Source organism: Mesorhizobium sp. WSM4806, from assembly GCF_055811635.1.
Map to the genome: position 1 here is coordinate 14,399 of NZ_JBVVQZ010000021.1, position 21,160 is coordinate 35,558.

Below are 21,160 nucleotides of genomic sequence, written 5' to 3' on the forward strand. Positions count from 1 at the left end.
CCCCGCTAAAACACGCGCGCGATGCCGCACCGGGCCGGTCTCTGTTCTTCGCGGGTGGTCAGTGGTTCGCCCCGCAAGTGGGGGGGCGGTCAATGCCCGCGCCGCCGCTGATCACTGCACGGCCCTAATGGCTTCGACCATCGCCTTCAGCTTGTCGTCCTTGACGTGCTTTTCGTAGACCGGTCCCATCGCGTCGATGAAGGGCTGCTTGTCCGGCGTCGTGATCTGCGAACCGGCCGCCTCGACCTTGGCACGCGATTCCTTGACCTTGGCGGCCCACAGCTCACGCTGTTTGGCGACGCTTTCCTTGGCGGCCGCTTTGAAGATCGCCTGGTCTTCCGGCGTCAGCTTGTCCCAGCTCGACTTCGCCATGACAAAGGCTTCCGGCACCATCGTGTGCTCGTCGAGCGAATAGTGCTTGGCGACTTCCGCATGCTTGGCGGTGTCGTAGCTCGGAAAATTGTTCTCCGCGCCGTCGATGACCCCGGTTTCGATCGCCGAATACACCTCGCCATACGGCATCGGCGTCGCGTTGGCGCCGAGTGCGGCCACCATGTCGACGAAGATGTCGGACTGGATGACGCGGAATTTCAAGCCGGCCATATCGGCTACAGTGTTGATCGGCTTCTTCGAATTGTAGAAGGAGCGCGCGCCGCCGTCATAAAAGGCGAGCAGCACCAGCCCGACCTGTTCGAACGCCGCCGCGATCTGGTCGCCGACTGGTCCGTCCATGACCTTGTGCATATGGTCTTCCGAGCGGAAGATGTAGGGCAGCGAGGGCACGGTGGTTTCGGGGATGAGTCCGTTGAACGGCGCCATCGAGACGCGGTTGAGGTCGATCACGCCGGAGCGCACCTGCTCGATCGTGTCCTTTTCCTCGCCGAGTTGCGCGGAATGATAGACATCGACCGAATAGCGGCCGGCCGTGCGCTCCTTCACCAGCTCGCCAAAATATTTGACAGCCTCGACCGTCGGATAGCCGTCCGGGTGCGTGTCGGACGAGCGCAGGACCGTCTGGGCGCTTGCCGTTCCGGCCATCAGTGCGGCGGCCAGTAGCGTAGCTCCCGCCAGTCTAGAAAAATGCAGCATTGGTTCCTCCCGTTTGAACGATGGCGGCAAGCGCCGTTAGAGCCGGTACGCCTTTTTCGCGAGCGTATAGGCAAGTTCCTGCGCCAGCTCGTGCGCCTCGTCCTCGCGGAGCCGGTGCTCGGCGACGAGACGCGCAAGAAAGGCGCAATCGACCCGACGCGCCACATCGTGGCGAGCCGGGATGGATGGAAAGGCGCGGGTGTCGTCGTTGAAGCCGACGGTGTTGTAGAAGCCGGCTGTCTCGGTGGTCATCTCGCGGAACCGGCGCATGCCCTCCGGGCTGTCGTGGAACCACCAGGCCGGCCCGAGCTTCAGCGCCGGATAGACGCCGGCGAGCGGCGCCAGTTCGCGCGCATAGCTGGTCTCATCGAGCGTGAAGAGGATGACGGTGACGTCGCGCTCCAGCCCGACGCAATCGAGCAGCGGCTTCAGCGCCGTCACATAGTCGGTTCTGGTCGGGATATCGAAACCCTTGTCCCTGCCGAACTTGTGGAAGACGGCAGGCGAATGATTGCGCCAGGAGCCGGGATGGATCTGCAGGACGAGCCCATCGTCGCGGCTCATCTTGGCCATCTCGGTCAGCATCTGGGCGCGAAACAGTTTTCGCTCACGCTCGTCGTCCGAGCCCCGGCGGATGCGGTTGAACAGCTCCTGCGCGGCGGCATCCGACAGATTGGCGGTCTCCGCTGTCGGATGGCCGTGATCCGACGCGGTCGCGCCAAAACTTTTGAAGAAGGCCCTTCTCTGGCGATGCGCATCGAGATAGCCGGCCCAGCTGCCGGTGTCGCAGCCGGTGATGTCGCCGAGCCGATCGAGATTGGCAGAAAAGCCTTCGAAATCGGGATCGACGACGGCGTCCGGCCGATAGGCGGTGACGACGCGGCCCTCCCAGCCGCTGTCGCGGATCATCTGGTGCCATCTGAGATCGTCGAGCGCGCCTTCGGTCGTCGCGATGACCTCGATGTTGAAGCGCTCGAACAGGGCTCGCGGGCGAAAATTCTCCCACTGCAGCAAGGACGAGATCGAGTCGTAATGGCCGTCGGCGGTTGCGGCCGTCAGCGGCTCTTCGATGCCGAACAGATGGGCAAGCACATGGTCGAACCACAGCCGCGTCGGCGTGCCGCGGAACAGATAATAGTGCTCGGCGAAGCGCCGCCAGATCGTTCTGCCGTCGGTCTCCACCGGTGAGCCGTCGAGCGTTGGCACGCCGAGATCCTCGAGCCGGACGCCCTGGCTGAACAACATGCGGAAGATGTAATGGTCCGGCACAACAAGCAATTGCGCTGGATCGGAAAACGCCTCGTTGAGCGCATACCAGCGCGGATCGGTGTGACCGTGCGGGCTGACGATCGGCAGATCCTTGACAGCTGCGTAAAGATCGCGGGCGAACGACAGCGGACGCGCCTCCGACGGAAACAGCAGATCCGGATCGGTCAATGCGGCCACGTCGTTCCTCCCAACCCGGCCATCGGTAGGGTCGGAAAGAAATAATGTCAACATACAAAAAATAGATTGTTGTATGATGACTTTAACGCAACGTCAGCCCATTGTGCGGGAACGAAACGGATGTTACGCCGCATGCCTGCCACGCCCGGCACGAGCTCGATCAGACCCATCGCACGATGACAGACAGACGCCTTTCCAACAGCACGCGGCAGGCATTGCCGGCCTCGGTCGCGGTCCCCGGATACGACCGCAACCGTGTCGTACCCGGCATCGTCCATCTCGGCGTCGGCGCATTCCACCGCGCCCATCAGGCAGCCTATGTCGACGACTGCCTGGAGGCAGGAGAGACGGATTGGGGCATTGTCGGCGTCTCGCTGCGAAGCGCCGACACACGCGACGCGCTGGCGCCGCAGGACGGACTTTACACGCTGGCGGCCAGGAGCAGCGACAGCGAAAGCCTGCGCGTCGTCGGCTCGATCCTGTCGATGCTGGTGGCGCCGGAAGATCCCGGTGCGGTGCTGGCCGCGCTGACTGATCCGCGCACCGCCATCGTCACACTGACGATCACCGAAAAAGCCTATCTCAGGGCGGCGGGTGGCGGACTGGACACAGCCCATCCCGACATCGTCCACGATTTGGCCAACCCGCAAATGCCGCGGACGGCGCATGGTTTTCTGGCCGAATCGCTTGCGCGCCGCCGCGTCGCCGGTATCCAGCCATTCACCGTGCTGTGCTGCGACAATCTCCCTGCCAATGGCGCCACGCTGCGCCGGCTGCTGGTCGAATTCGGCGCTTTGCGCGGTACCGATCTCGCCCGCCACATCGCTGACGAGGTGGCATTTCCGTCGAGCATGGTCGATCGCATCGTGCCGGCGACCACCGATGCCGACCGGGCACGGATATCGGGCCAGCTCGGCGTCGTCGACGCCTGGCCTGTCATGACCGAGCCGTTCTGCCAATGGGTGGTCGAAGACGATTTCCCGGCGGGCAGGCCGGCCTGGGAAAGGTTCGGCGTCACCATGGTCGGTGACGTCGGGCCGTTCGAGGACATGAAACTGCGCTTGCTCAACGGCTCGCATTCGGCGATCGCCTATCTTGGCCTGCTCAGCGGCTATGAGACGGTCGACCGCGCCTTCGCCGATCCGGCGATCCGGCAATTCGTCGACGGATTGTGGGCCGAGGCGATCACGACACTGCCGAAAGACGCCGGGCTCGATACGACCGACTACACGGCCCAGCTCGCCAAGCGTTATTCGAACACCGCGCTCGCCCATCGGACGGCGCAGATCGCCAATGATGGCAGCCAGAAACTGCCTCAGCGCATCATTGCCTCGGCAATGGAGCGGATGAGTAACGGTGCCCCGCCCGCCTATCTGATGCTGGTGGTGGCCGCCTGGATCGCGGCTTGCGAGGCGCGCGGCAAAGCCTTGCCGGAAAACCACTTCACCGACCCGCTCGACTTGGCTTTGGCCGCACTCGACACTCGGCATCTGTCGGCTGGCGAAGCGGTGGTGGCGGTGTTCGACCTGGCCGGCTTCGCCAAGGGCGGTGCCGAGCGCCTGACGCTGATCGACCTCGCGGCCGCCCATCTCGAACGCCTGCGCCAGGGCGGCGTGGCTGCTGCTTTCACAGCGCTGGGCATTGAGGGCGAAAAGCTCTGAGGCCGGCCTGCAACGCGCCATGCGCGCGGTAGATCGCGAACGGGCTGAGGCACTTACCTTCTCCCCTTGTGGGAGAAGGTGGCCTCGCGAAGCGAGGTCGGATGAGGGGTGCTCCAGCTTGGCGCCGACAGCACTCCGTCCAACACCCCTCTTCCGTCTTGGCGCTGCGCGCCAATCCACCTTCTCCCACAAGGGGAGAAGGCAAGAGGGCGCCCCGCCCTATGCCGGCAAAATCGCGCCTTCGAGTGTGGTGAGCTGGCTAAGGAACTGCTCGGCCTTGCTGCGCGTCTCGTCGTCCTTGGCGTCGGCGACGTCTTCCCTGGCTTCCTGGATACGGCGGGCGAGGTCGGCGCGGTCGATGTCGCCGACGGCTACAGCCGATTCGGCCAGCAGCGTGCAGCCGGCCGGAACAATGTCGGCAAAGCCGCCGAACACGACGTAGCGCTCTGCCTTGCCTTCTGCGGTCTTCACCGTGACGACGCCGGGCTTGATCGTGGTCATGACCGGCGCGTGATGGGCCATGACGGTCATTTCGCCTTCGGCGCCGGGAATGACGACGGATTCGACCTGCTCGGAAACCAGCAGGCGCTCCGGCGAGACCAGTTCGAATTTGAAAGCTTCAGGCATGATCAACTCAGCGAATGGTGAATGGTGAATGGTGAATGGTCCGAAAGACCTTCACTCAGCCTCGATTTCCTGTCCGCTGCTCCCCATTCACAATTCACTATTGACCATTCACCAATCACGCCGCTTCGGCCGCCAGGCGCTGTGCCTTCTCGACCGCTTCTTCGATGCCGCCGACCATGTAGAAGGCGGCTTCCGGCAGGTGGTCGTAGTCGCCGTTGCAGAGGCCCTTGAAGCCCTTGATGGTGTCGGCGAGATCGACCAGCTTGCCCGGCGCGCCGGTGAACACTTCGGCGACGAAGAAGGGCTGCGACAGGAAGCGCTCGATCTTGCGGGCGCGGGCCACCGTCTGCTTGTCCTCTTCCGACAGCTCGTCCATGCCCAGGATGGCGATGATGTCCTGCAGCGACTTGTAGCGCTGCAGGATCGACTGCACCTGGCGGGCGACCTGGTAGTGCTCTTCGCCGACGACCATCGGGTCGAGCATGCGCGAGGTCGAATCGAGCGGATCGACGGCCGGATAGATGCCCTTTTCCGAGATCGCGCGGTTGAGCACGGTCGTCGCGTCAAGGTGGGCGAACGAGGTCGCCGGCGCCGGATCGGTCAGATCGTCGGCCGGCACGTAGATCGCCTGCACCGAGGTGATTGAGCCCTTGGTCGTCGTCGTGATGCGCTCCTGCAGCGCGCCCATGTCGGTGGCTAGTGTGGGCTGATAGCCCACGGCCGAAGGAATTCGGCCGAGCAGCGCCGACACTTCGGAGCCAGCCTGCGTGAAGCGGAAGATGTTGTCGACGAAGAACAGCACGTCCTGGCCCTGGTCGCGGAAATATTCGGCAACAGTCAGCCCGGTCAGGCCGACGCGGGCGCGCGCGCCCGGCGGCTCGTTCATCTGGCCATAGACGAGCGCCGCCTTGGATCCTTCGCCGCCGCCCTTCTTGTTGACGCCGGACTCGATGAACTCATGATAGAGATCGTTGCCTTCGCGGGTGCGCTCACCGACGCCGGCGAACACCGAGAAGCCGCCATGCGCCTTGGCGACGTTGTTGATCAATTCCTGGATCAGCACCGTCTTGCCGACGCCGGCGCCGCCGAACAGGCCGATCTTGCCGCCGCGGGCATAGGGTGCCAGCAGGTCGAGAACCTTGATGCCGGTGACCAGGATTTGTGCTTCCGTCGACTGCTCGACATAGGTCGGCGCCGGCTGGTGGATGGAGCGCATCTCGATGCCGTCGACCGGGCCTGCCTCGTCGACCGGCTCGCCGATGACGTTGATGATGCGGCCGAGCATGCCCGGACCGACCGGCACGGTGATCGGCGCGCCGGTGTCATAGACGTCCTGGCCGCGAACCAGACCTTCGGTCGAGTCCATGGCGATGCAGCGCACCGTGTTCTCGCCGAGATGCTGAGCCACCTCGAGCACGAGACGATTGCCGACATTGGACGTTTCCAGGGCGTTCAGGATCGCCGGCAGATGTTCGCCGAACTGAACGTCGACAACGGCGCCGATGACCTGGCGAACCTTGCCGGCCAAGCCGGTCTTGTTGATGGCAACGGTCGGCGCCTTCGCCGCGGCAGCCTTGGCGGGCGCTGCCGCCTTCTTGGCCGGAGCCGCCTTCGCTGCCGCTGCCGGAGCCGGTGCTGCCGCCGTCGCGGCGGTCTTCGGGGCCGCCTTCTGGGGGGTCGCTGCTTTCGCCATCGTCTTTACCCTTTTCGTCTCTTTGTTTCTCACGCGATCCGCCTGAAGGTCGCCGACCTTCATGGGAGCGCGCCTAGAGCGCCTCGGCGCCCGAAATGATTTCGATCAATTCCTTGGTGATCTGCGCCTGCCGCTGGCGGTTGTAGGTGATCGACAATTTGTTGATCATGTCGCCTGCGTTGCGCGTCGCATTGTCCATGGCGCTCATCTTGGCGCCCATCTCGCCGGCGGCGTTTTCGAGCAGGGCGCGAAAAACCTGTACGGAAATGTTGCGCGGAATGAGATCGGAGAGGATTTCGCCCGGCTCCGGCTCGTATTCATAGACGGCACTGCCGCCGTCCGTCGCTTCGGCGGTAGCGGTAGGCACGCCTGCCGGGATGATCTGCTGGGTTGTCGGGATCTGGCTGATCACCGATTTGAACTGCGAGTAAAACAGCGTGCAGATGTCGAAGCCGCCCTCGTTGAAGAGCTGGATGACCTTCTTGGCAATGCCATCGGCATTGACGAAGCCCAGCGTCTTCACCTCGCGCAAGTCGACGCGCTCGAGGATCAGCGCCGCATAGTCGCGACGCAGGATGTCGAACCCCTTCTTGCCGACGCAGATGATCTTGACCTGTTTCCCGTCGGCCAAAAGCTTGCGGATGTGGTCGCGGGCAAGGCGTGCGATCTGCGAATTGAAGCCGCCGCACAGACCACGCTCGGCGGTGCAGACGACGAGCAGATGCACGTCGTCCTTGCCGGTGCCGGTCATCAGCGCCGGGGCCTCGCCGCCGCCGCCGATCGCCTGGGTGATGTTGGCCAGCACCGCGCCCATGCGCTCCGAATAGGGGCGCGCTGCTTCCGCCGCCTCCTGCGCGCGGCGCAGCTTCGCCGCGGCGACCATCTGCATCGCCTTGGTGATCTTCTGCGTCGCCTTGACCGAGGCGATACGGTTACGAAGGTCTTTTAGTGAAGGCATGCTTCAAACCTGATCCCGTCCGTCCGGCCGTCGTTCAAGCAAAGGTCTTGGCGAAGGTGTCGATCTCCGCCTTCAGCTTGGCGCGCAGATCGTCCGACAGCGCCTTCTCCTTGCGGATGCCGTCGAGCACCTCCTTGCCGGCCGAGCGCATGTGGCTGAGCAAGCCATGCTCGAATTTGCTGACCTGGTCGATCGCCAACTTGTCGAGATAGCCGTTGACGCCGGCGAAGATCACCGCGACCTGTTCTTCGACCCTGAGCGGCGAGAACTGTGGCTGCTTCAGGAGTTCGGTCAGGCGTGCACCGCGGTTGAGCAGGCGCTGCGTCGCGGCGTCGAGGTCGGAGCCGAACTGGGCGAAGGCCGCCATTTCGCGGTACTGCGCGAGCTCGCCCTTGATGGAGCCGGCGACCTGCTTCATCGCCTTGATCTGCGCCGAGGAGCCGACGCGCGACACCGACAGGCCGACATTGACCGCCGGGCGGACGCCCTGGAAGAACAGATTGGTTTCCAGGAAGATCTGGCCGTCGGTGATCGAGATGACGTTGGTCGGGATATAGGCCGACACGTCGTTGGCCTGGGTCTCGATAATCGGCAGAGCCGTCAACGAGCCGCCGCCATTGTCGTCATTGAGCTTGGCGGCCCGCTCCAGCAGGCGCGAATGAAGGTAGAAGACGTCGCCCGGATAGGCTTCGCGGCCAGGCGGGCGGCGCAGCAGCAGCGACATCTGGCGATAGGCGACAGCCTGCTTCGACAGATCGTCGTAGCTGATCAGCGCGTGCATGCCGTTGTCGCGGAAATATTCGCCCATCGTGCAGGCGGTGAACGGCGCCAGGAACTGCATCGGCGCCGGATCGGAAGCGGTGGCGGCGATGATGATCGAATAATCGAGCGCGCCTCGCTCTTCGAGAACTTTCACGAACTGCGCAACGGTCGAGCGCTTCTGGCCGACGGCGACGTAGACGCAGTAGAGCTTTTCCTTCTCCGGGCCGTGCTCGTGCACCGATTTCTGGTTGAGCATTGTGTCGAGGATGATCGCGGTCTTGCCGGTCTGGCGATCGCCGATGACCAGCTCGCGCTGGCCGCGGCCGACCGGAATCAGCGCATCGATGGCCTTGAGGCCGGTCGACATCGGCTCGTTCACCGATTTGCGCGGAATGATGCCGGGCGCCTTGACGTCGACGCGCTTGCGCTCGGTCGCCAGGATCGGGCCCTTGCCGTCGATCGGGTTGCCGAGCGCATCGACGACGCGGCCGAGCAGGCCCATGCCGACCGGCGTATCGACGATGGCGCCGGTGCGCTTGACGATATCGCCTTCCTTGATGTCTCGGTCGGCGCCGAAGATGACGACGCCGACATTGTCAGCTTCGAGATTGAGCGCCATGCCGCGGATGCCGCCGGGGAATTCGACCATCTCGCCGGCCTGGACATTGTCGAGGCCGTAGACGCGGGCGATGCCGTCACCGACGGACAGAACCTGGCCGACTTCGGAGACCTCGGCCTCCTTGCCGAAATTCTTGATCTGGTCTTTCAGAATTGCGGAAATTTCCGCGGCGCGGATGTCCATCAGCCGACCTCTTTCAGTGCAAGCTTGAGCGAATTGAGTTTGGTTTTGAGCGACGTATCGATCTGGCGCGAGCCTATCTTGACCACCAGCCCGCCGAGCAACGACGGATCGACGGTCACGGTGATCGCGACATCCTTGCCGGCAACGCTTTTCAGCGCCGCCTTCAGCTCGGTTTGCTGGGCGTCGGTCAGCGCATGCGCCGAGGTCACTTCAGCGGCGGTCTCGCCACGATGCTCGGCGGCGATCTGGCGGAATGCCTTGATCATGCCGGGAATGGCGAACAGACGGCGGTTCTGGGCGACGACGCGCAGGAAATTGCCGGTGAGGCCGGTGATCCCTGCCTTGTCGGCGATCGCCGCAATGGCCTTGGCCTGGTCCTCGCTGGAGAACACCGGGCTATTGATCAGGCGGGTCAGATCAGCACTGCCTTCGAGCATCGCCGCGAAACTGTTGAGGTCGGCCTCGACCTGGCCGACCGAATTCGCCTGGAGCGCGAGCTCGAACAGCGAACCCGCATAGCGCTCTGCGACACCTGAGATTGGCGATGACGATTGGGCCACGGACCGTCTTTTCTCTTGTCTGACAGGCCGCAGATTATTGGCGCGAGCGAAAACTCTGGCTAAATCTTTGACCTTACTGCATTTTTCCAAGCACGAAGACGCGGCTTCCGCTATCCCCGGCCGAAAGTCGATTGCCGTCTAGCACAGGCATTTTAAGACCGCAATGCGTCGCCCCGCATGGTTTTCAGGCACTATTGTCGCATCCGGCGGCGCGGTTCGACCGCCGGTCCCGAATTAGCCTTTGATTCAAGGCACAAAGCCGAAAGCGAAGGCAAGCGGCAGCGCCGCCAGCACCAGTTCGACCACGATGGACGCCCAGTTGAAAGGTGTGTTGGCGCTGTCCGACATCATCGACAGCAGGCGACCGAAGGCGGTGAACAGCCAGGAAAAGCCAAGCGCCATGTAGAGCAGCGGTTGCGCCAGCAGAATGCAGCACAGGCCGACGCCGAGATAGAAGCCTGACATCCTGCCGCGCCCTTCGGCGATCGCCGCCGCCTTTTCGGGCTTGACCTGCAGTCTGAGTATCCGGAAAGCCAGTGCCGGCGCCAGGAACAACATCAGCCCGAACAGCAAGGTCACGACGGCGCTCGACCACGCCAGCCACTCGCCCTGGCTCATCGGCCACGGAAACGCAAATTCCATACTGTCCCCTCGCAAATGGCTGTTTCGAAATTTCGGGCATTCTAGCGAAGCAAGAGCCATGCGCCAGATGCGCGTCACGAATTACGGGCGCGCATCAGTCCAACGCGAACACGACCGCCGCCTCGGTATGGATGCGCGTCGTACCAAGAGCTTCATGACGGGCTGTTCCTCCTTTATGGAACGCTATGCATTATGACCACATGAGACCACACAGGGAGTGAGGCGCTCGAGGTGTGGTGCTGGAATATATTGCAAGACCCGCCTGCGGCCGACTAGACTAACTCCAAACGCCTCACAAAAAGCTCTGCGGGTCGATGTCGACCTGCACGCGCACCGAGCCCCGCAGCTTCGGTCCCTCGGCCAGCATGGTGCGGATGAACCCTTGCATGTCGGCGCGCCGCTCGCCCTGGATCAGCAGGCGAAAGCGATGGCGGCCGCCGATCAGCGACAGCGGCGCCTCGGCCGGGCCGAGCACGAACAGATCGGCGGCCTGAGGTGCGGCGCGCCGCAAACCCCGCGCATGGCCCTCCGCTTCCGCCCGCGTCGCAGCACTGACGATGACGCCGGCGAGCCGGCCGAAAGGCGGCAGCACCGCCCGCTCGCGCTCAGCGATTTCGCGCTCGTAAAAAGCCTCGGCGTCGCCGGAGACGATCGCCCGCATGACCGGGTGGTCGGGCTGGAAGGTCTGCAGCAGGCCAAGGCTCTTCTTGCCGGTGCGGCCGGCGCGGCCGGTCACCTGGCTGAGTAGCTGGAAGGTGCGTTCGGCGGCGCGCGGATCGCCATTGGCCAGGCCGAGGTCGGCGTCGACCACGCCAACCAGTGTCATGTTGGGGAAATTGTGGCCCTTGGCGACGAGCTGCGTGCCGATGACGATGTCGGCCTCGCCATTTGCGATGGCTTCAAGCTCAAGCCTCAGCCGCCGCACGCCGCCCATCAGGTCGGACGACAGGACGATGGTGCGGGCGTCGGGGAAATGCGCGACGACCTCTTCGGCGATGCGCTCGACGCCCGGCCCGCAGGCGACCAGATGGTCGAGCGTGCCGCATTCCGGGCAGGCCTCGGGCCGCCGCTCATTGTGCCCGCAATGGTGGCAGACGAGCTGGCCGCGAAAGCGGTGCTCGACCAGCCAGGCCGAGCAGACCGGGCAACCGAAGCGATGGCCGCAGACCCGGCACAGCGTCAGCGGCGCATAGCCGCGCCGGTTGAGGAACAGCAGTGACTGTTCCTTCTTCTCCAGTGTCTGGCGCATATGGCCAAGCAGCACCGGCGACAGGAAGCCGCCGCGTGCCGGCGGGGCGCGGCGCATGTCGATCGTCTTCAGGTCGGGAAGCGCCGCCTCGGCAAAGCGCGCCGAAAGCACCGCCCTGCTATAGCGGCCTTGGCTCGCATTGACCCGGCTTTCGACCGACGGTGTCGCCGAGGCGAGCACGACCGGAAAGCCGCCGATGTGGCCGCGCACCACCGCCATGTCGCGGGCATTGTAGAAGACGCGGTCTTCCTGCTTGTAGGCGGGGTCGTGCTCCTCGTCGACGACGATCAGCCCAAGCTCCCTGAACGGCAAAAACAGCGCCGAACGCGCGCCGGCAACGACGCGCACGCCACCCTCCGCCACCTGCCGCCAGACACGCTCGCGCATCCTTGGCGGCAGGTCCGAGTGCCATTCGGCCGGCTTGGCGCCGAACCGTTCCTGGAAGCGCTCGAGGAAGGCGTGGGTCAGCGCGATCTCCGGCAGCAGGATCAGCACCTGCTTGCCGCGGTCGAGCGCCGCCGACACCGCCTCGAAATAGACCTCGGTCTTGCCCGATCCGGTCACCCCGTCGAGCAGCGTGACGCCGAATGCGCCGGCCGCGACATTGCTGCGCAGCATCTCGGCTGCATCGCGCTGGTCCGGCATCAGCGATGGCTGGGCGTAGCCTGGGTCGGGTGCTGCGACCACCGGTCGCGGCGGGATCATGACGGTCTCGAACACGCCTTGCGCCTTCAGCCCGTCGATGACCGTCGACGACACGCCGGCCGCATGCGCCAGCCCGGACCGCGTCCAGGCGAGCCCGCCTTCGGCTGTCTCCAGCACGCGCATCCTCGCATCCGTCACACGGTCGGGTCTGGCCAAGGTGCGTTGCAGGCCTTCGATCCACGGTTCCGGGTCGAAGGCCTCCGGCGCCCGCAGCAGCATGCGCGCCACCATGCCGGGCGGCGACAGCGTGTATTGCGCAATCCAGTCGACGAAGCGGCGCATGGCGCGGTCGATCGGCGGGCAGTCGAAGACCTGCTCGATCGAGCGCAGTTTTTTGGCATCGACCTTTTCGACGGCGCCGTCCCAGACGATGCCGGCAACCTGGCGCGGACCGAGCGGCACGCGCACGATCGAGCCCGGCACCACGCGCATGCCGGCGGGCACGGCATAGGTGTAGGGCCGCTCGGCGGGCATCGGCACCAGCACCGGTGCGGCCGCGACAAAGGGCGAATCTTCGATCATGAGGCGTGACCTTGCCCCGACTTTCGTCTAGATCAAAGTCCGACCCCCAGAGGTGCATGACATGCACTAGAGCGACGTGCGTCCATCCGGACGCACAAAGTACGCTCTAGAACTTTAAACCTCGCATCGTGCTTCCGAAAATCGATTCGATTTTCGGGCCGATGCGATAAAAATCTTCAGGAGACCGTCATGAAATTTTTTGTCGACACCGCCGATGTCAAGGAAATCCGTGAACTGAATGATTTGGGGCTGCTCGACGGCGTCACCACCAATCCTTCGCTGATCCTCAAATCCGGCGGCAAGATCGCCGAAGTCACCAGAGAGATCTGCGAGATCGTCAAGGGACCGGTCTCGGCCGAAGTCGTCGCCACCGAATACAAGGACATGATGGCGGAGGCCAAGATCCTGGCCAGGATCGCCGACAACGTCTGCATCAAGGTGCCGCTGACGCTCGACGGCCTGAGGGCCTGCAAGGACATCCGCTCGGACGGCCGCATGGTCAATGTCACGCTGTGCTTCTCGGCTACCCAGGCGCTGCTCGCCGCCAAGGCCGGCGCCTCCTTCATCTCGCCCTTCGTCGGCCGCATCGACGACAGCGGCTGGGACGGCATGGAGCTGATCGCCGATATCCGCACCATCTACGACAATTATGATTTCCAGACCGAGATCCTGACCGCCTCGGTGCGCACGGTGAACCACGTCAAGCAGGCCGCACTGATCGGCGCCGACGTCATCACCGCGCCGCCGGCGACGCTGAAGGCGCTGGTCAAGCACCCGCTGACCGACAAGGGCCTGGAGCAGTTCCTCGCCGACTGGGCCAAGACCGGCCAGAAAATCGGCTGAAATCAAGAAGATCGGCTGAAATCAAAACGCCCGTGTTCCCGTAAAAAAGGCCGAGCAATCGGCCTTTTTTTGCGCCAGCAATCAGGCCTCGGCGGTAGCCGGAACGTCTCGATCCAGGCCGAACGGCGCTAACCCGCCACCGTCTTGCCGTGCTTGACCAGAGCCTGGGCGATCGACAGGCGCAGCAGGTCCGCCAGTTCGCGCGCCGCGCGGTTCTCGGCGTCGATTTGCGCCCGGTAGGAGGCGAACTCCTGACGGGGCCGGTCGAAGGACGACGCTATCGAGCGCTTGCCGGTCGCGATCGTCGTGCCGGTCCTGGCGTCGGTCAGCACATAATTCGCGGTCAGTGTCACCGTGCCCGCGGTTGGTTCGTCGTCATCGGTCGTGACCTGCACCTTTGCAGCGGATTCAACAAGTTCGGTAACGCCGAGATCGAGCGAATAGGCGGGCGACGCCGGCTCGCCCGCACCCTGGCCGAGCGCGAAAATCAGATTGTTGCGGACCTGCTGGGCGTAGCGCGTGTTGACCGGCTTGACCGAGATGGACCCGAGTTCGGCGGCAGCGCCAACTTGCGAACCGGCCGACAGCGGCGCGCTCGAATAGAGCGGGCGCACCGTGCAGGCCGAAACCAGCGCAACCGAAGCGACCAGCCCATACAGCGCGGCACGGCGCAGCAAATGCGTCACTTCTGTCTTCCTCGGATCAGGCAACGACATTGACGATCCTCTGCGGGACGATGATCACCTTGCGCGGTGCCTTACCTTCGAGCGCTTTCTGCACGAAGTCGAGAGCCAGAACCGCTTTTTCGACGGCACCTTGGTCCGCGTCGCGGGCAATTGTCAAATCGCCGCGCTTCTTGCCGTTGACCTGGACCGGCAGCACGATCTCGCTGTCGACGACAAGCGACGGATCAAAGACAGGCCAGGGCCGTTCGGCGACCAGATCGGTGCCGCCGAGCGCCTGCCAGCATTCCTCGGCCAGATGCGGCATGACCGGCGCAATCAAATGCACGAGGATGTCAACGGCTTGCCGACAAGAAGCCTTGAGCGCCGGATCGGCCTTGCCTTCGGCCGCCTCGTTGAGCGGCGTGTTGAGCGCATTGGCGAGTTCGTAGACGCGGGCGATGGCGCGGTTGAAGGCGAGCTTTTCAATGTCCTCGCCCACCGATTTCAGCATCTTGTGCGCGGCCTTGGAAACAGTCCCTGCCTCGCCCTGCTTCGCCGCTGCCGGCTGGATTCCGGCGAGCGATTCGGCGGCTGTCGACACCAGGCGCCAGATACGCTGGATGAAGCGGTGCGCGCCGGCGGCGCCCTCGTCGGTCCATTCGACGTCACGTTCGGGCGGCGAGTCCGACAGCATGAACCAGCGCGCGGTGTCGGCGCCGTAGCCGTCGGTGATCTCTTCGGGGCTCACCGTGTTCTTCTTCGACTTCGACATTTTTTCGAGCGGGCCGATCACCGCCTCTTCGCCGGTCGCGATTTCGAGGGCGCGGCGTTTGCCGTCGACGTCCTCCAGCCGCACCTCGCTGGGCGCAAGCCAGCGGCCGTTCGCGCCACTGCCGACCCGATAGGTCTCGTGCACCACCATGCCTTGCGTGAACAGGCCCTTGAATGGCTCGGCCAGATCGACATGGCCGGTCTCGCGCATGGCGCGGGTAAAGAAGCGCGAATAGAGAAGGTGCAAAATGGCATGCTCGATGCCGCCTATATACTGGTCGACCGGCAGCCATTCGGTAGCTGCTTTGGGATCGGTCGGGTCGTTCGCCCAGGGCGCGGTGAAGCGCGCGAAATACCAGGACGAATCGACGAACGTGTCCATCGTGTCGGTTTCGCGGCGTGCATCCTTGCCGCATTGCGGGCATTTGACGTGCCGCCAGGTCGGATGGCGGTCGAGCGGATTGCCGGGCCGGTCGAACTCGATGTCGTCGGGAAGCTTGACCGGCAGGTCCGCCTTCGGCACCGGCACGACGCCGCAATCCTCGCAATGGATCATCGGGATCGGGCAGCCCCAGTAGCGCTGGCGCGAAATGCCCCAGTCGCGCAGGCGGAAGTTGACCTTGCGCTCGGCCATCGGCCGGTTGCCGACGGTCTTTTGTTCCAGCAGCTTGGCCACTTCGTCGAACGCCTGATCAGGCTTCATGCCGTCGAGGAAGCGCGAATTGATCATCACGCCGTCGCCGACATAGGCCTCGTCGATGATCTGGAAGTTTCCCTGGATCTCGCCTTCCGGCATCACCACCGGAATGACCGGCAGGCCATATCTGTTAGCGAAGTCGAGGTCGCGCTGGTCACCGGACGGGCAACCGAATATGGCGCCGGTGCCGTACTCCATCAGCACGAAATTGGCGACATAGACAGGCAGCGTCCAGTTCGCGTCGAACGGATGGACGACTCGTATACCGGTATCCATGCCCTTTTTTTCGGCCGTTTCCAGCGCCGCCACCGAAGTGCCCATGTGGCGAACCTCGTCGATGAACTTGGCCAGCGCCGGATTGTTTTCGGCCGCCTTCTTGGCCAGCGGATGGTCAACTGCGACCGCCATGAAGGAGGCGCCGAAGATGGTGTCGGGCCGCGTCGTGTAGACCTCCAGCTCATCTTCGCCGTCAACTGGAGTGGCCAGCGGCCAGCGGATCAGCAGGCCTTCCGAACGGCCGATCCAGTTCGCCTGCATCAGCTTCACTTTTTCCGGCCATTCGTCGAGGCCTTCCAGCGAGTCCAGCAGGTCCTGCGCATAGTCGGTGATCTTGAAGAACCACTGCGTCAGCTCGCGCTGTTCGACCAGCGCACCGGAGCGCCAGCCGCGTCCGTCGATGACCTGCTCGTTGGCAAGCACCGTCATGTCCTCCGGATCCCAGTTGACCTTGGAGGATTTGCGCGTCACCAGCCCCTTCTCGACGAAATCGAGGAACAGCATCTGCTGGCGGTGGTAGTAGTCGACATCGCAGGTGGCGAATTCGCGCGCCCAGTCGAGCGACAGGCCCATGACCTTGAGCTGCTCGCGCATGGCGGCGATGTTCTGATAGGTCCAGTCCTTGGGATGGACCTTGTTCTGCATCGCCGCGTTCTCGGCCGGCATGCCGAAGGCGTCCCAGCCCATCGGGTGCAGCACGTTGAAACCCTTGGCCCGCTTGTAGCGCGCCACCACGTCGCCCATCGTGTAGTTGCGGGTATGGCCGATATGGATGCGCCCCGACGGATACGGAAACATCTCGAGCACGTAGTATTTCGGACGCGGGTCGTCGTTGTCAGCCTCGAACAGCTTCTTGGCGTCCCAGGCCTTCTGCCATTTGGGCTCTGATGCGCGCGGATTGTATCGTTCGGTTGCCATTGGGTGTTTTTCACTTAAAAAGCATGCGCGAACAGCCGGACATGCCCGGCGGCTCAGGAAATGTCGTCGCGGTGTTCACCATGGATTGCCGGACCCGTCAACTGCGACGCCCCGGCCAGGACAAAAACCAGAGTCAGGATATAGGCATGGCGAGCGCCGTCGAACAGTTTTTCACGGTCAAGGCGAGGATCGCCGCCGCCGAGCGCGAGGCAGGACGGCAAGCCGGCGCGGTGACGCTGGTCGCGGTCTCGAAGACCTTCAGCGCCGACGATATCCGCCCGGTCATCGACGCCGGCCAGCGCGTCTTCGGCGAGAACCGCGTCCAGGAAGCACAAGCCAAATGGCCAGCGCTGAAGCAAGCCTTCCCCGACATCGAGCTGCACCTGATCGGTCCGCTGCAATCGAACAAGGCGAAGGAAGCAGTCGCCCTGTTCGACGTCATCGAGACGGTCGATCGCGAGAAGATCGCCGCCGAACTCGCCAAGGAAATCGCCAGGCAAGGCCGGTCACCAAAACTCTACGTTCAGGTCAACACCGGCTCGGAACCGCAAAAGGCAGGGATCGAGCCGCGCGAAGCCGTACCCTTCGTTACGCGCTGCCGCGAGGTCCATGGTCTCGCCATCGAAGGCCTGATGTGCATTCCGCCGGCCGATGAGAATCCCGGCCCGCATTTCGCGCTGCTGGAAAAGCTCGGCACGGAGGCAGGTGTGGAGGCGCTTTCGATGGGCATGTCCGGCGACTACGAAACCGCGATCGCCTTCGGTGCAACCAGCATCAGGGTCGGCTCGGCGATCTTCGGCAGCCGCTAGCGGACTGTTGGTCCAGAGCCACCCGGCCGTTACGCCAACAAGTAGAAACGAAACGTATCGTTCCTATATCGACCGGGTCATTCCAAAACTTTCCGGAGCCGCACCATGCGCTACAGTCAACTTGGAAACACGGGGATGTTTGTCTCCGAACTGTGTCTCGGCACCATGACCTTCGGCGCCGCCGACCAAAACAACCAATGGGGCCTGATCGCCAGCCTTGACCAGGATGGCGTCGACAGGATCGTCCGGCGCTCGCTCGCCGCCGGCATCAATTTCTTCGACACGGCCGATGTCTATTCCTTCGGCGCATCGGAACGGTTTCTCGGCCAGTCGCTGCGCAATCTCGGCATCGAGCGGCAGGACGTGATCATCGCCACCAAAGTCCATGGCGCCATGGGCGACGGCCCCAACCAGCGCGGCTCCTCGCGCGGCCACATCATGGATTCGGTCGACGGCAGTCTCGAGCGGCTGCAACTGGACCATATCGATCTCTATCAGCTTCACGGCACCGACGCGGTGACACGGATCGACGAGACGCTGCGGGCGCTCGACGATCTGGTTACCAGCGGCAAGGTCCGCTATGTCGGCGTCTCGAACTGGGCGGCCTGGCGCATCGCCAAGGCATTGGGCATCGCCGAACGCAAGGGCTTTGCCCGTTTTGAGACGGTCCAGTCCTACTATTCGATCGCCGGCCGCGATCTGGAGCGCGAGATCGTGCCGCTGCTCAACGAGGAGAAGCTTGGACTGATGGTCTGGTCGCCGATGGCGGGCGGGCTGCTTTCCGGCAAATACGGGCCCGGCGCGCCTGGCAATGGCGAGGGCCGCCGCGCCAGCTTCAATTTCCCGCCCGTCAATGAAGACCGCGCCTGGGCGGCGGTCGCCGTCATGCGCGAGATCGCCGGCAAGCACGGCGTCAGCGTCGCCACGGTGGCACTTGGCTATGTCTTGGCCAAGCCGTTCGTGATGAGCGTGATCATCGGCGCCAGCCGCATGGAGCAACTCGAACAGAACCTTGCCGCCACCGCGTTGAAGCTCGACAGCGACGATCTTGCTCGTCTCGACGAAGTCAGCGCGCTGCCATCCGAATATCCGGGCTGGATGCTCGAGCGCCAGGCGGCTGGCCGGCGTCCGGCACCCTTTGCGGCGAAAAAGTAATTCAATCTCATCTTCGATTTCGGGAGCCGGCGGGCTCCCGATCTTTCTTGGGCTCAGCTCAGCCGGACCGTCTCGACCAGAAAGTCGAGAAAGGCCCGCACTCGCGCCGGCAAATGTTTGCCCTGGCCGACGTAAACAGCGTGGGTAAGCTCCTCGTCGCCGGGGTTGAAGTCCTCCAGAAGCGGGACCAGCCGGCCGGCGGCGATGTCGGGCTTGACATGCCAGCGCGCCAGCCGGGCGATGCCAGTGCCCGAAAGCGCCATCAGCCGCATCGCCTCGCCGTCGCTGACCAGCGCGTTTCCGGTGATCGGGACGATGAAGGCGTCGCCGGCCGCAGCGACGAAGGGCCAGCCGTCGACATGGCGCACGAAGCAGAAACCCATCCGGTTGTGATGATCGAGATCGGCCGGCGTTTGGAGCGCGCCATGCGTCCTGATGTACGATGGCGCGGCGACGACGACCAGCCGGCTCTGCCCGAGCTTGCGCGCCACCAAACGTGATTCGCCGAGCGGCCCGGCGCGGATGGCGACATCGGCGCGCTCCTCCATCAAGTCGATGACATTGTCGGTCAAAACCAGATCGATGGCGATTTCCGGATAGCGTTCGAGAAAGCGCGGCAAGAGCGGGATCAGCCGGTGCTGCCCGAACGGCACGTAGCTGTTGACCCGCAGCCGGCCGCGCGGCGCAGCACCGGCCGCCGCCTCGCGCTCGGCTGCCGCCATGTCGGCCAGGATGCGCACGCCGCTGTCGAAGAAGGCCGCGCCTTCTGGAGTCAATTGGAGCTTGCGCGTCGAACGGCTGATCAGCCGCGCGCCAAGCCGCGCCTCAAGCCGCGCAATCAGCTTGCTCACCGCCGACGGCGTCATCCGCAGCATCCGCGCCGCAGCCGAAAATCTGCCCGCTTCGACGACACGGACAAACACTTCGATCTCGCCGGAGCGGTTGATGTCAGGCCTCGCCATTCGTGAATCTATTTCACAGACAATGTGCCCGACGCAAGGCTGGTTCACAGCACATGGCAACACGATCTTCCGGGTCGGGGCGCAGGAGGACACGGCGTCCTGTCGTCAAAACTGCTGTCATCGGAGTAGGAACCGCAATGCCTCTTGCACTTTATGCTCTCGCCGCCGGTGCGTTCGGCATCGGTGTCACCGAATTCGTCATCATGGGCCTGCTGCTCAACGTCAGCGCCGATCTCGGCGTCTCGATCTCGGCCGCCGGCCAGTTGATCTCCGGCTATGCGCTGGGCGTCGTCATCGGCGCGCCGCTGCTGACGATCGCCACCGGCCGCTGGCCGCGCAAGGCCGTGCTTCTGGCGCTGATGGCGGTTTTCACGCTGGGCAACCTCGCATGCGCGCTGGCCCCCGACTACTGGACGTTGATGGCTGCCCGCGTGCTCACCGCCTTCGCCCACGGCACCTTCTTCGGCGTTGGTGCGGTGGTTGCGACCGGGCTGGTCGCTCCCAACAGGAAGGCCTCGGCGATCGCCCTGATGTTCACCGGCCTGACCATCGCCAACATCCTCGGCGTGCCCTTCGGCACCTGGCTCGGCCAGGCCTTCGGCTGGCGGGCGACCTTCTGGGCTGTAACCCTGGTCGGCATCGTCGCCTTCGCCATCATTCTCCTGCTGGTGCCGCGCAGCCCGGCAGCGCTGGAAAAGAGCGACCTGCGCGGCGATCTCGCCCTGCTCGGCCGCGCCCCGGTTCTGCTTGGCTTCGCCGTCACCGTGCTGGGCTATGCCGGCGTCTTCGCCGTCTTCACCTATATCGCCCCCCTGCTGACCGAGATCACCGGTTTTGCGGAAGCGGCGGTGTCGCCGATCCTGCTTGTCTTCGGCGGCGGCCTCATCGCCGGCAATCTCGCCGGCGGCAAGTTCGCCGACCGCTGGCTGGTGCCTTCCGTCCTCGGCAGTCTCGTTGTGCTGGCGCTGGTGCTCGGCACGATGACCTTTGCCCTGCACAGCCGGGCGATGGCCGTCATCTATGTCGGCCTGCTCGGCGCCGCCGCCTTCGCCACCGTAGCGCCGCTGCAGATGTGGGTGCTGGAAAAGGCTGAAGGCGCCGCCCAGAGCCTCGCCTCGTCCTTCAACATCGCCGCCTTCAACCTCGGCAACGCCGCCGGCGCCTGGCTCGGCGGCATGGTCATCGCTCATGGCCCCGGCCTTGGCGCCGTCACCTGGGTCGCCGCCCTGCTGCCGCTCTCGGCGCTCGCCGTGGCGTGGCTGGCGCTGCGCCTCGATCGCCCGGCGCTTGGAGAACCGGCATCTGCCCGCTCATAGCAACCCGACGAACCCCTTAGACATCACAGGAG

Annotated in this window: 17 protein-coding genes; 5 read left to right on the forward strand and 12 right to left on the reverse strand. The window is 64.3% G+C overall.

What is annotated here, in order from left to right; all coding sequences use genetic code 11:
* Nucleotides 1-111: 111 nt before the first annotated feature.
* Both AC0L2M_RS27335 and uxaC read right to left on the reverse strand, forming a co-directional pair.
* Entirely contained in the window at nucleotides 112-1,089 is a 978-nt protein-coding gene (locus tag AC0L2M_RS27335) for a TRAP transporter substrate-binding protein (protein WP_287050659.1), read from the reverse strand.
* A gap of 36 nt (nucleotides 1,090-1,125) precedes the next feature.
* Nucleotides 1,126-2,535 (reverse strand): glucuronate isomerase, encoded by a 1,410-nt coding sequence (gene uxaC, locus AC0L2M_RS27340; protein ID WP_473536383.1) that lies wholly within the window; start codon nucleotides 2,533-2,535, stop codon nucleotides 1,126-1,128.
* Nucleotides 2,536-2,711: 176 nt separating this feature from the next.
* Between uxaC and AC0L2M_RS27345 the strand changes: the two genes are divergently transcribed.
* Nucleotides 2,712-4,196, forward strand: coding sequence for a mannitol dehydrogenase family protein (locus AC0L2M_RS27345; RefSeq protein WP_473536384.1), 1,485 nt, complete (start codon nucleotides 2,712-2,714; stop codon nucleotides 4,194-4,196).
* Nucleotides 4,197-4,415: 219 nt separating this feature from the next.
* On the opposite strand, the gene AC0L2M_RS27350 is transcribed toward AC0L2M_RS27345, so the two are convergent.
* The 7 genes from AC0L2M_RS27350 to AC0L2M_RS27380 form a co-directional block, all read right to left on the reverse strand.
* Nucleotides 4,416-4,823: a F0F1 ATP synthase subunit epsilon gene (locus AC0L2M_RS27350; RefSeq protein WP_027154563.1), complete on the reverse strand. Its 408-nt coding sequence runs from the start codon at nucleotides 4,821-4,823 to the stop codon at nucleotides 4,416-4,418.
* A gap of 115 nt (nucleotides 4,824-4,938) precedes the next feature.
* Complete coding sequence (gene atpD, locus AC0L2M_RS27355; protein WP_473536385.1) at nucleotides 4,939-6,516, reverse strand: F0F1 ATP synthase subunit beta; 1,578 nt, start codon at nucleotides 6,514-6,516, stop codon at nucleotides 4,939-4,941.
* A gap of 73 nt (nucleotides 6,517-6,589) precedes the next feature.
* Entirely contained in the window at nucleotides 6,590-7,474 is an 885-nt protein-coding gene (locus tag AC0L2M_RS27360) for a F0F1 ATP synthase subunit gamma (RefSeq protein WP_023800085.1), read from the reverse strand.
* 34 nt (nucleotides 7,475-7,508) lie between these two features.
* On the reverse strand, nucleotides 7,509-9,038 hold the full coding sequence (atpA, locus tag AC0L2M_RS27365) for a F0F1 ATP synthase subunit alpha (protein ID WP_473536386.1): 1,530 nt from the start codon (nucleotides 9,036-9,038) through the stop codon (nucleotides 7,509-7,511).
* Nucleotides 9,038-9,598 (reverse strand): F0F1 ATP synthase subunit delta, encoded by a 561-nt coding sequence (locus AC0L2M_RS27370; protein WP_023800087.1) that lies wholly within the window; start codon nucleotides 9,596-9,598, stop codon nucleotides 9,038-9,040. Before AC0L2M_RS27370 ends, atpA begins: the two co-directional genes overlap by 1 nt.
* A 246-nt stretch (nucleotides 9,599-9,844) precedes the next feature.
* Nucleotides 9,845-10,240, reverse strand: coding sequence for an AGROH133_08824 family phage infection protein (locus AC0L2M_RS27375; RefSeq protein ID WP_023800088.1), 396 nt, complete (start codon nucleotides 10,238-10,240; stop codon nucleotides 9,845-9,847).
* Nucleotides 10,241-10,532: 292 nt separating this feature from the next.
* Nucleotides 10,533-12,716: a primosomal protein N' gene (locus AC0L2M_RS27380; RefSeq protein WP_473536387.1), complete on the reverse strand. Its 2,184-nt coding sequence runs from the start codon at nucleotides 12,714-12,716 to the stop codon at nucleotides 10,533-10,535.
* A gap of 189 nt (nucleotides 12,717-12,905) precedes the next feature.
* Between AC0L2M_RS27380 and fsa the strand changes: the two genes are divergently transcribed.
* Nucleotides 12,906-13,559 (forward strand): fructose-6-phosphate aldolase, encoded by a 654-nt coding sequence (gene fsa / locus AC0L2M_RS27385; protein WP_027154569.1) that lies wholly within the window; start codon nucleotides 12,906-12,908, stop codon nucleotides 13,557-13,559.
* A 128-nt stretch (nucleotides 13,560-13,687) separates the two neighbouring features.
* On the opposite strand, the gene AC0L2M_RS27390 is transcribed toward fsa, so the two are convergent.
* Nucleotides 13,688-14,275: an LPS assembly lipoprotein LptE gene (locus tag AC0L2M_RS27390; RefSeq protein WP_236384720.1), complete on the reverse strand. Its 588-nt coding sequence runs from the start codon at nucleotides 14,273-14,275 to the stop codon at nucleotides 13,688-13,690.
* Entirely contained in the window at nucleotides 14,262-16,886 is a 2,625-nt protein-coding gene (gene leuS / locus AC0L2M_RS27395; protein WP_473536388.1) for a leucine--tRNA ligase, read from the reverse strand. The genes AC0L2M_RS27390 and leuS overlap by 14 nt, the downstream gene beginning before the upstream one ends.
* A gap of 146 nt (nucleotides 16,887-17,032) precedes the next feature.
* Between leuS and AC0L2M_RS27400 the strand changes: the two genes are divergently transcribed.
* A complete protein-coding gene (locus tag AC0L2M_RS27400; protein ID WP_473536389.1) occupies nucleotides 17,033-17,695 on the forward strand; it encodes a YggS family pyridoxal phosphate-dependent enzyme in 663 nt (220 codons plus the stop codon).
* 105 nt (nucleotides 17,696-17,800) lie between these two features.
* On the forward strand, nucleotides 17,801-18,850 hold the full coding sequence (locus AC0L2M_RS27405; protein WP_473536390.1) for an aldo/keto reductase: 1,050 nt from the start codon (nucleotides 17,801-17,803) through the stop codon (nucleotides 18,848-18,850).
* 53 nt (nucleotides 18,851-18,903) lie between these two features.
* Here the strand turns inward: AC0L2M_RS27405 and AC0L2M_RS27410 are convergent, their stop codons facing one another.
* Nucleotides 18,904-19,812 carry a LysR family transcriptional regulator gene (locus AC0L2M_RS27410; protein WP_473536391.1) on the reverse strand — a complete coding sequence of 303 codons (909 nt, stop codon included), beginning with the start codon at nucleotides 19,810-19,812 and terminating at the stop codon, nucleotides 18,904-18,906.
* Nucleotides 19,813-19,949: 137 nt separating this feature from the next.
* On the opposite strand from AC0L2M_RS27410, the gene AC0L2M_RS27415 reads away from it, so the two are divergent.
* Nucleotides 19,950-21,128: an MFS transporter gene (locus AC0L2M_RS27415; protein WP_473536392.1), complete on the forward strand. Its 1,179-nt coding sequence runs from the start codon at nucleotides 19,950-19,952 to the stop codon at nucleotides 21,126-21,128.
* The last annotated feature ends 32 nt before the right edge of the window (nucleotides 21,129-21,160 follow it).

Coding starts and splice junctions, on each gene's coding strand:
- AC0L2M_RS27380 (WP_473536387.1), bottom strand. CDS start 12,716: ATGATCGAAGATTCGCCCTTTGTCGCGGCCGCACCGGTGCTGGTGCCG.
- AC0L2M_RS27335 (WP_287050659.1), bottom strand. CDS start 1,089: ATGCTGCATTTTTCTAGACTGGCGGGAGCTACGCTACTGGCCGCCGCA.
- AC0L2M_RS27405 (WP_473536390.1), top strand. CDS start 17,801: ATGCGCTACAGTCAACTTGGAAACACGGGGATGTTTGTCTCCGAACTG.
- AC0L2M_RS27350 (WP_027154563.1), bottom strand. CDS start 4,823: ATGCCTGAAGCTTTCAAATTCGAACTGGTCTCGCCGGAGCGCCTGCTG.
- AC0L2M_RS27390 (WP_236384720.1), bottom strand. CDS start 14,275: ATGTCGTTGCCTGATCCGAGGAAGACAGAAGTGACGCATTTGCTGCGC.
- AC0L2M_RS27415 (WP_473536392.1), top strand. CDS start 19,950: ATGCCTCTTGCACTTTATGCTCTCGCCGCCGGTGCGTTCGGCATCGGT.
- AC0L2M_RS27375 (WP_023800088.1), bottom strand. CDS start 10,240: ATGGAATTTGCGTTTCCGTGGCCGATGAGCCAGGGCGAGTGGCTGGCG.
- atpD (WP_473536385.1), bottom strand. CDS start 6,516: ATGGCGAAAGCAGCGACCCCCCAGAAGGCGGCCCCGAAGACCGCCGCG.
- atpA (WP_473536386.1), bottom strand. CDS start 9,038: ATGGACATCCGCGCCGCGGAAATTTCCGCAATTCTGAAAGACCAGATC.
- leuS (WP_473536388.1), bottom strand. CDS start 16,886: ATGGCAACCGAACGATACAATCCGCGCGCATCAGAGCCCAAATGGCAG.
- AC0L2M_RS27410 (WP_473536391.1), bottom strand. CDS start 19,812: ATGGCGAGGCCTGACATCAACCGCTCCGGCGAGATCGAAGTGTTTGTC.
- fsa (WP_027154569.1), top strand. CDS start 12,906: ATGAAATTTTTTGTCGACACCGCCGATGTCAAGGAAATCCGTGAACTG.
- AC0L2M_RS27400 (WP_473536389.1), top strand. CDS start 17,033: ATGGCGAGCGCCGTCGAACAGTTTTTCACGGTCAAGGCGAGGATCGCC.
- AC0L2M_RS27360 (WP_023800085.1), bottom strand. CDS start 7,474: ATGCCTTCACTAAAAGACCTTCGTAACCGTATCGCCTCGGTCAAGGCG.
- AC0L2M_RS27345 (WP_473536384.1), top strand. CDS start 2,712: ATGACAGACAGACGCCTTTCCAACAGCACGCGGCAGGCATTGCCGGCC.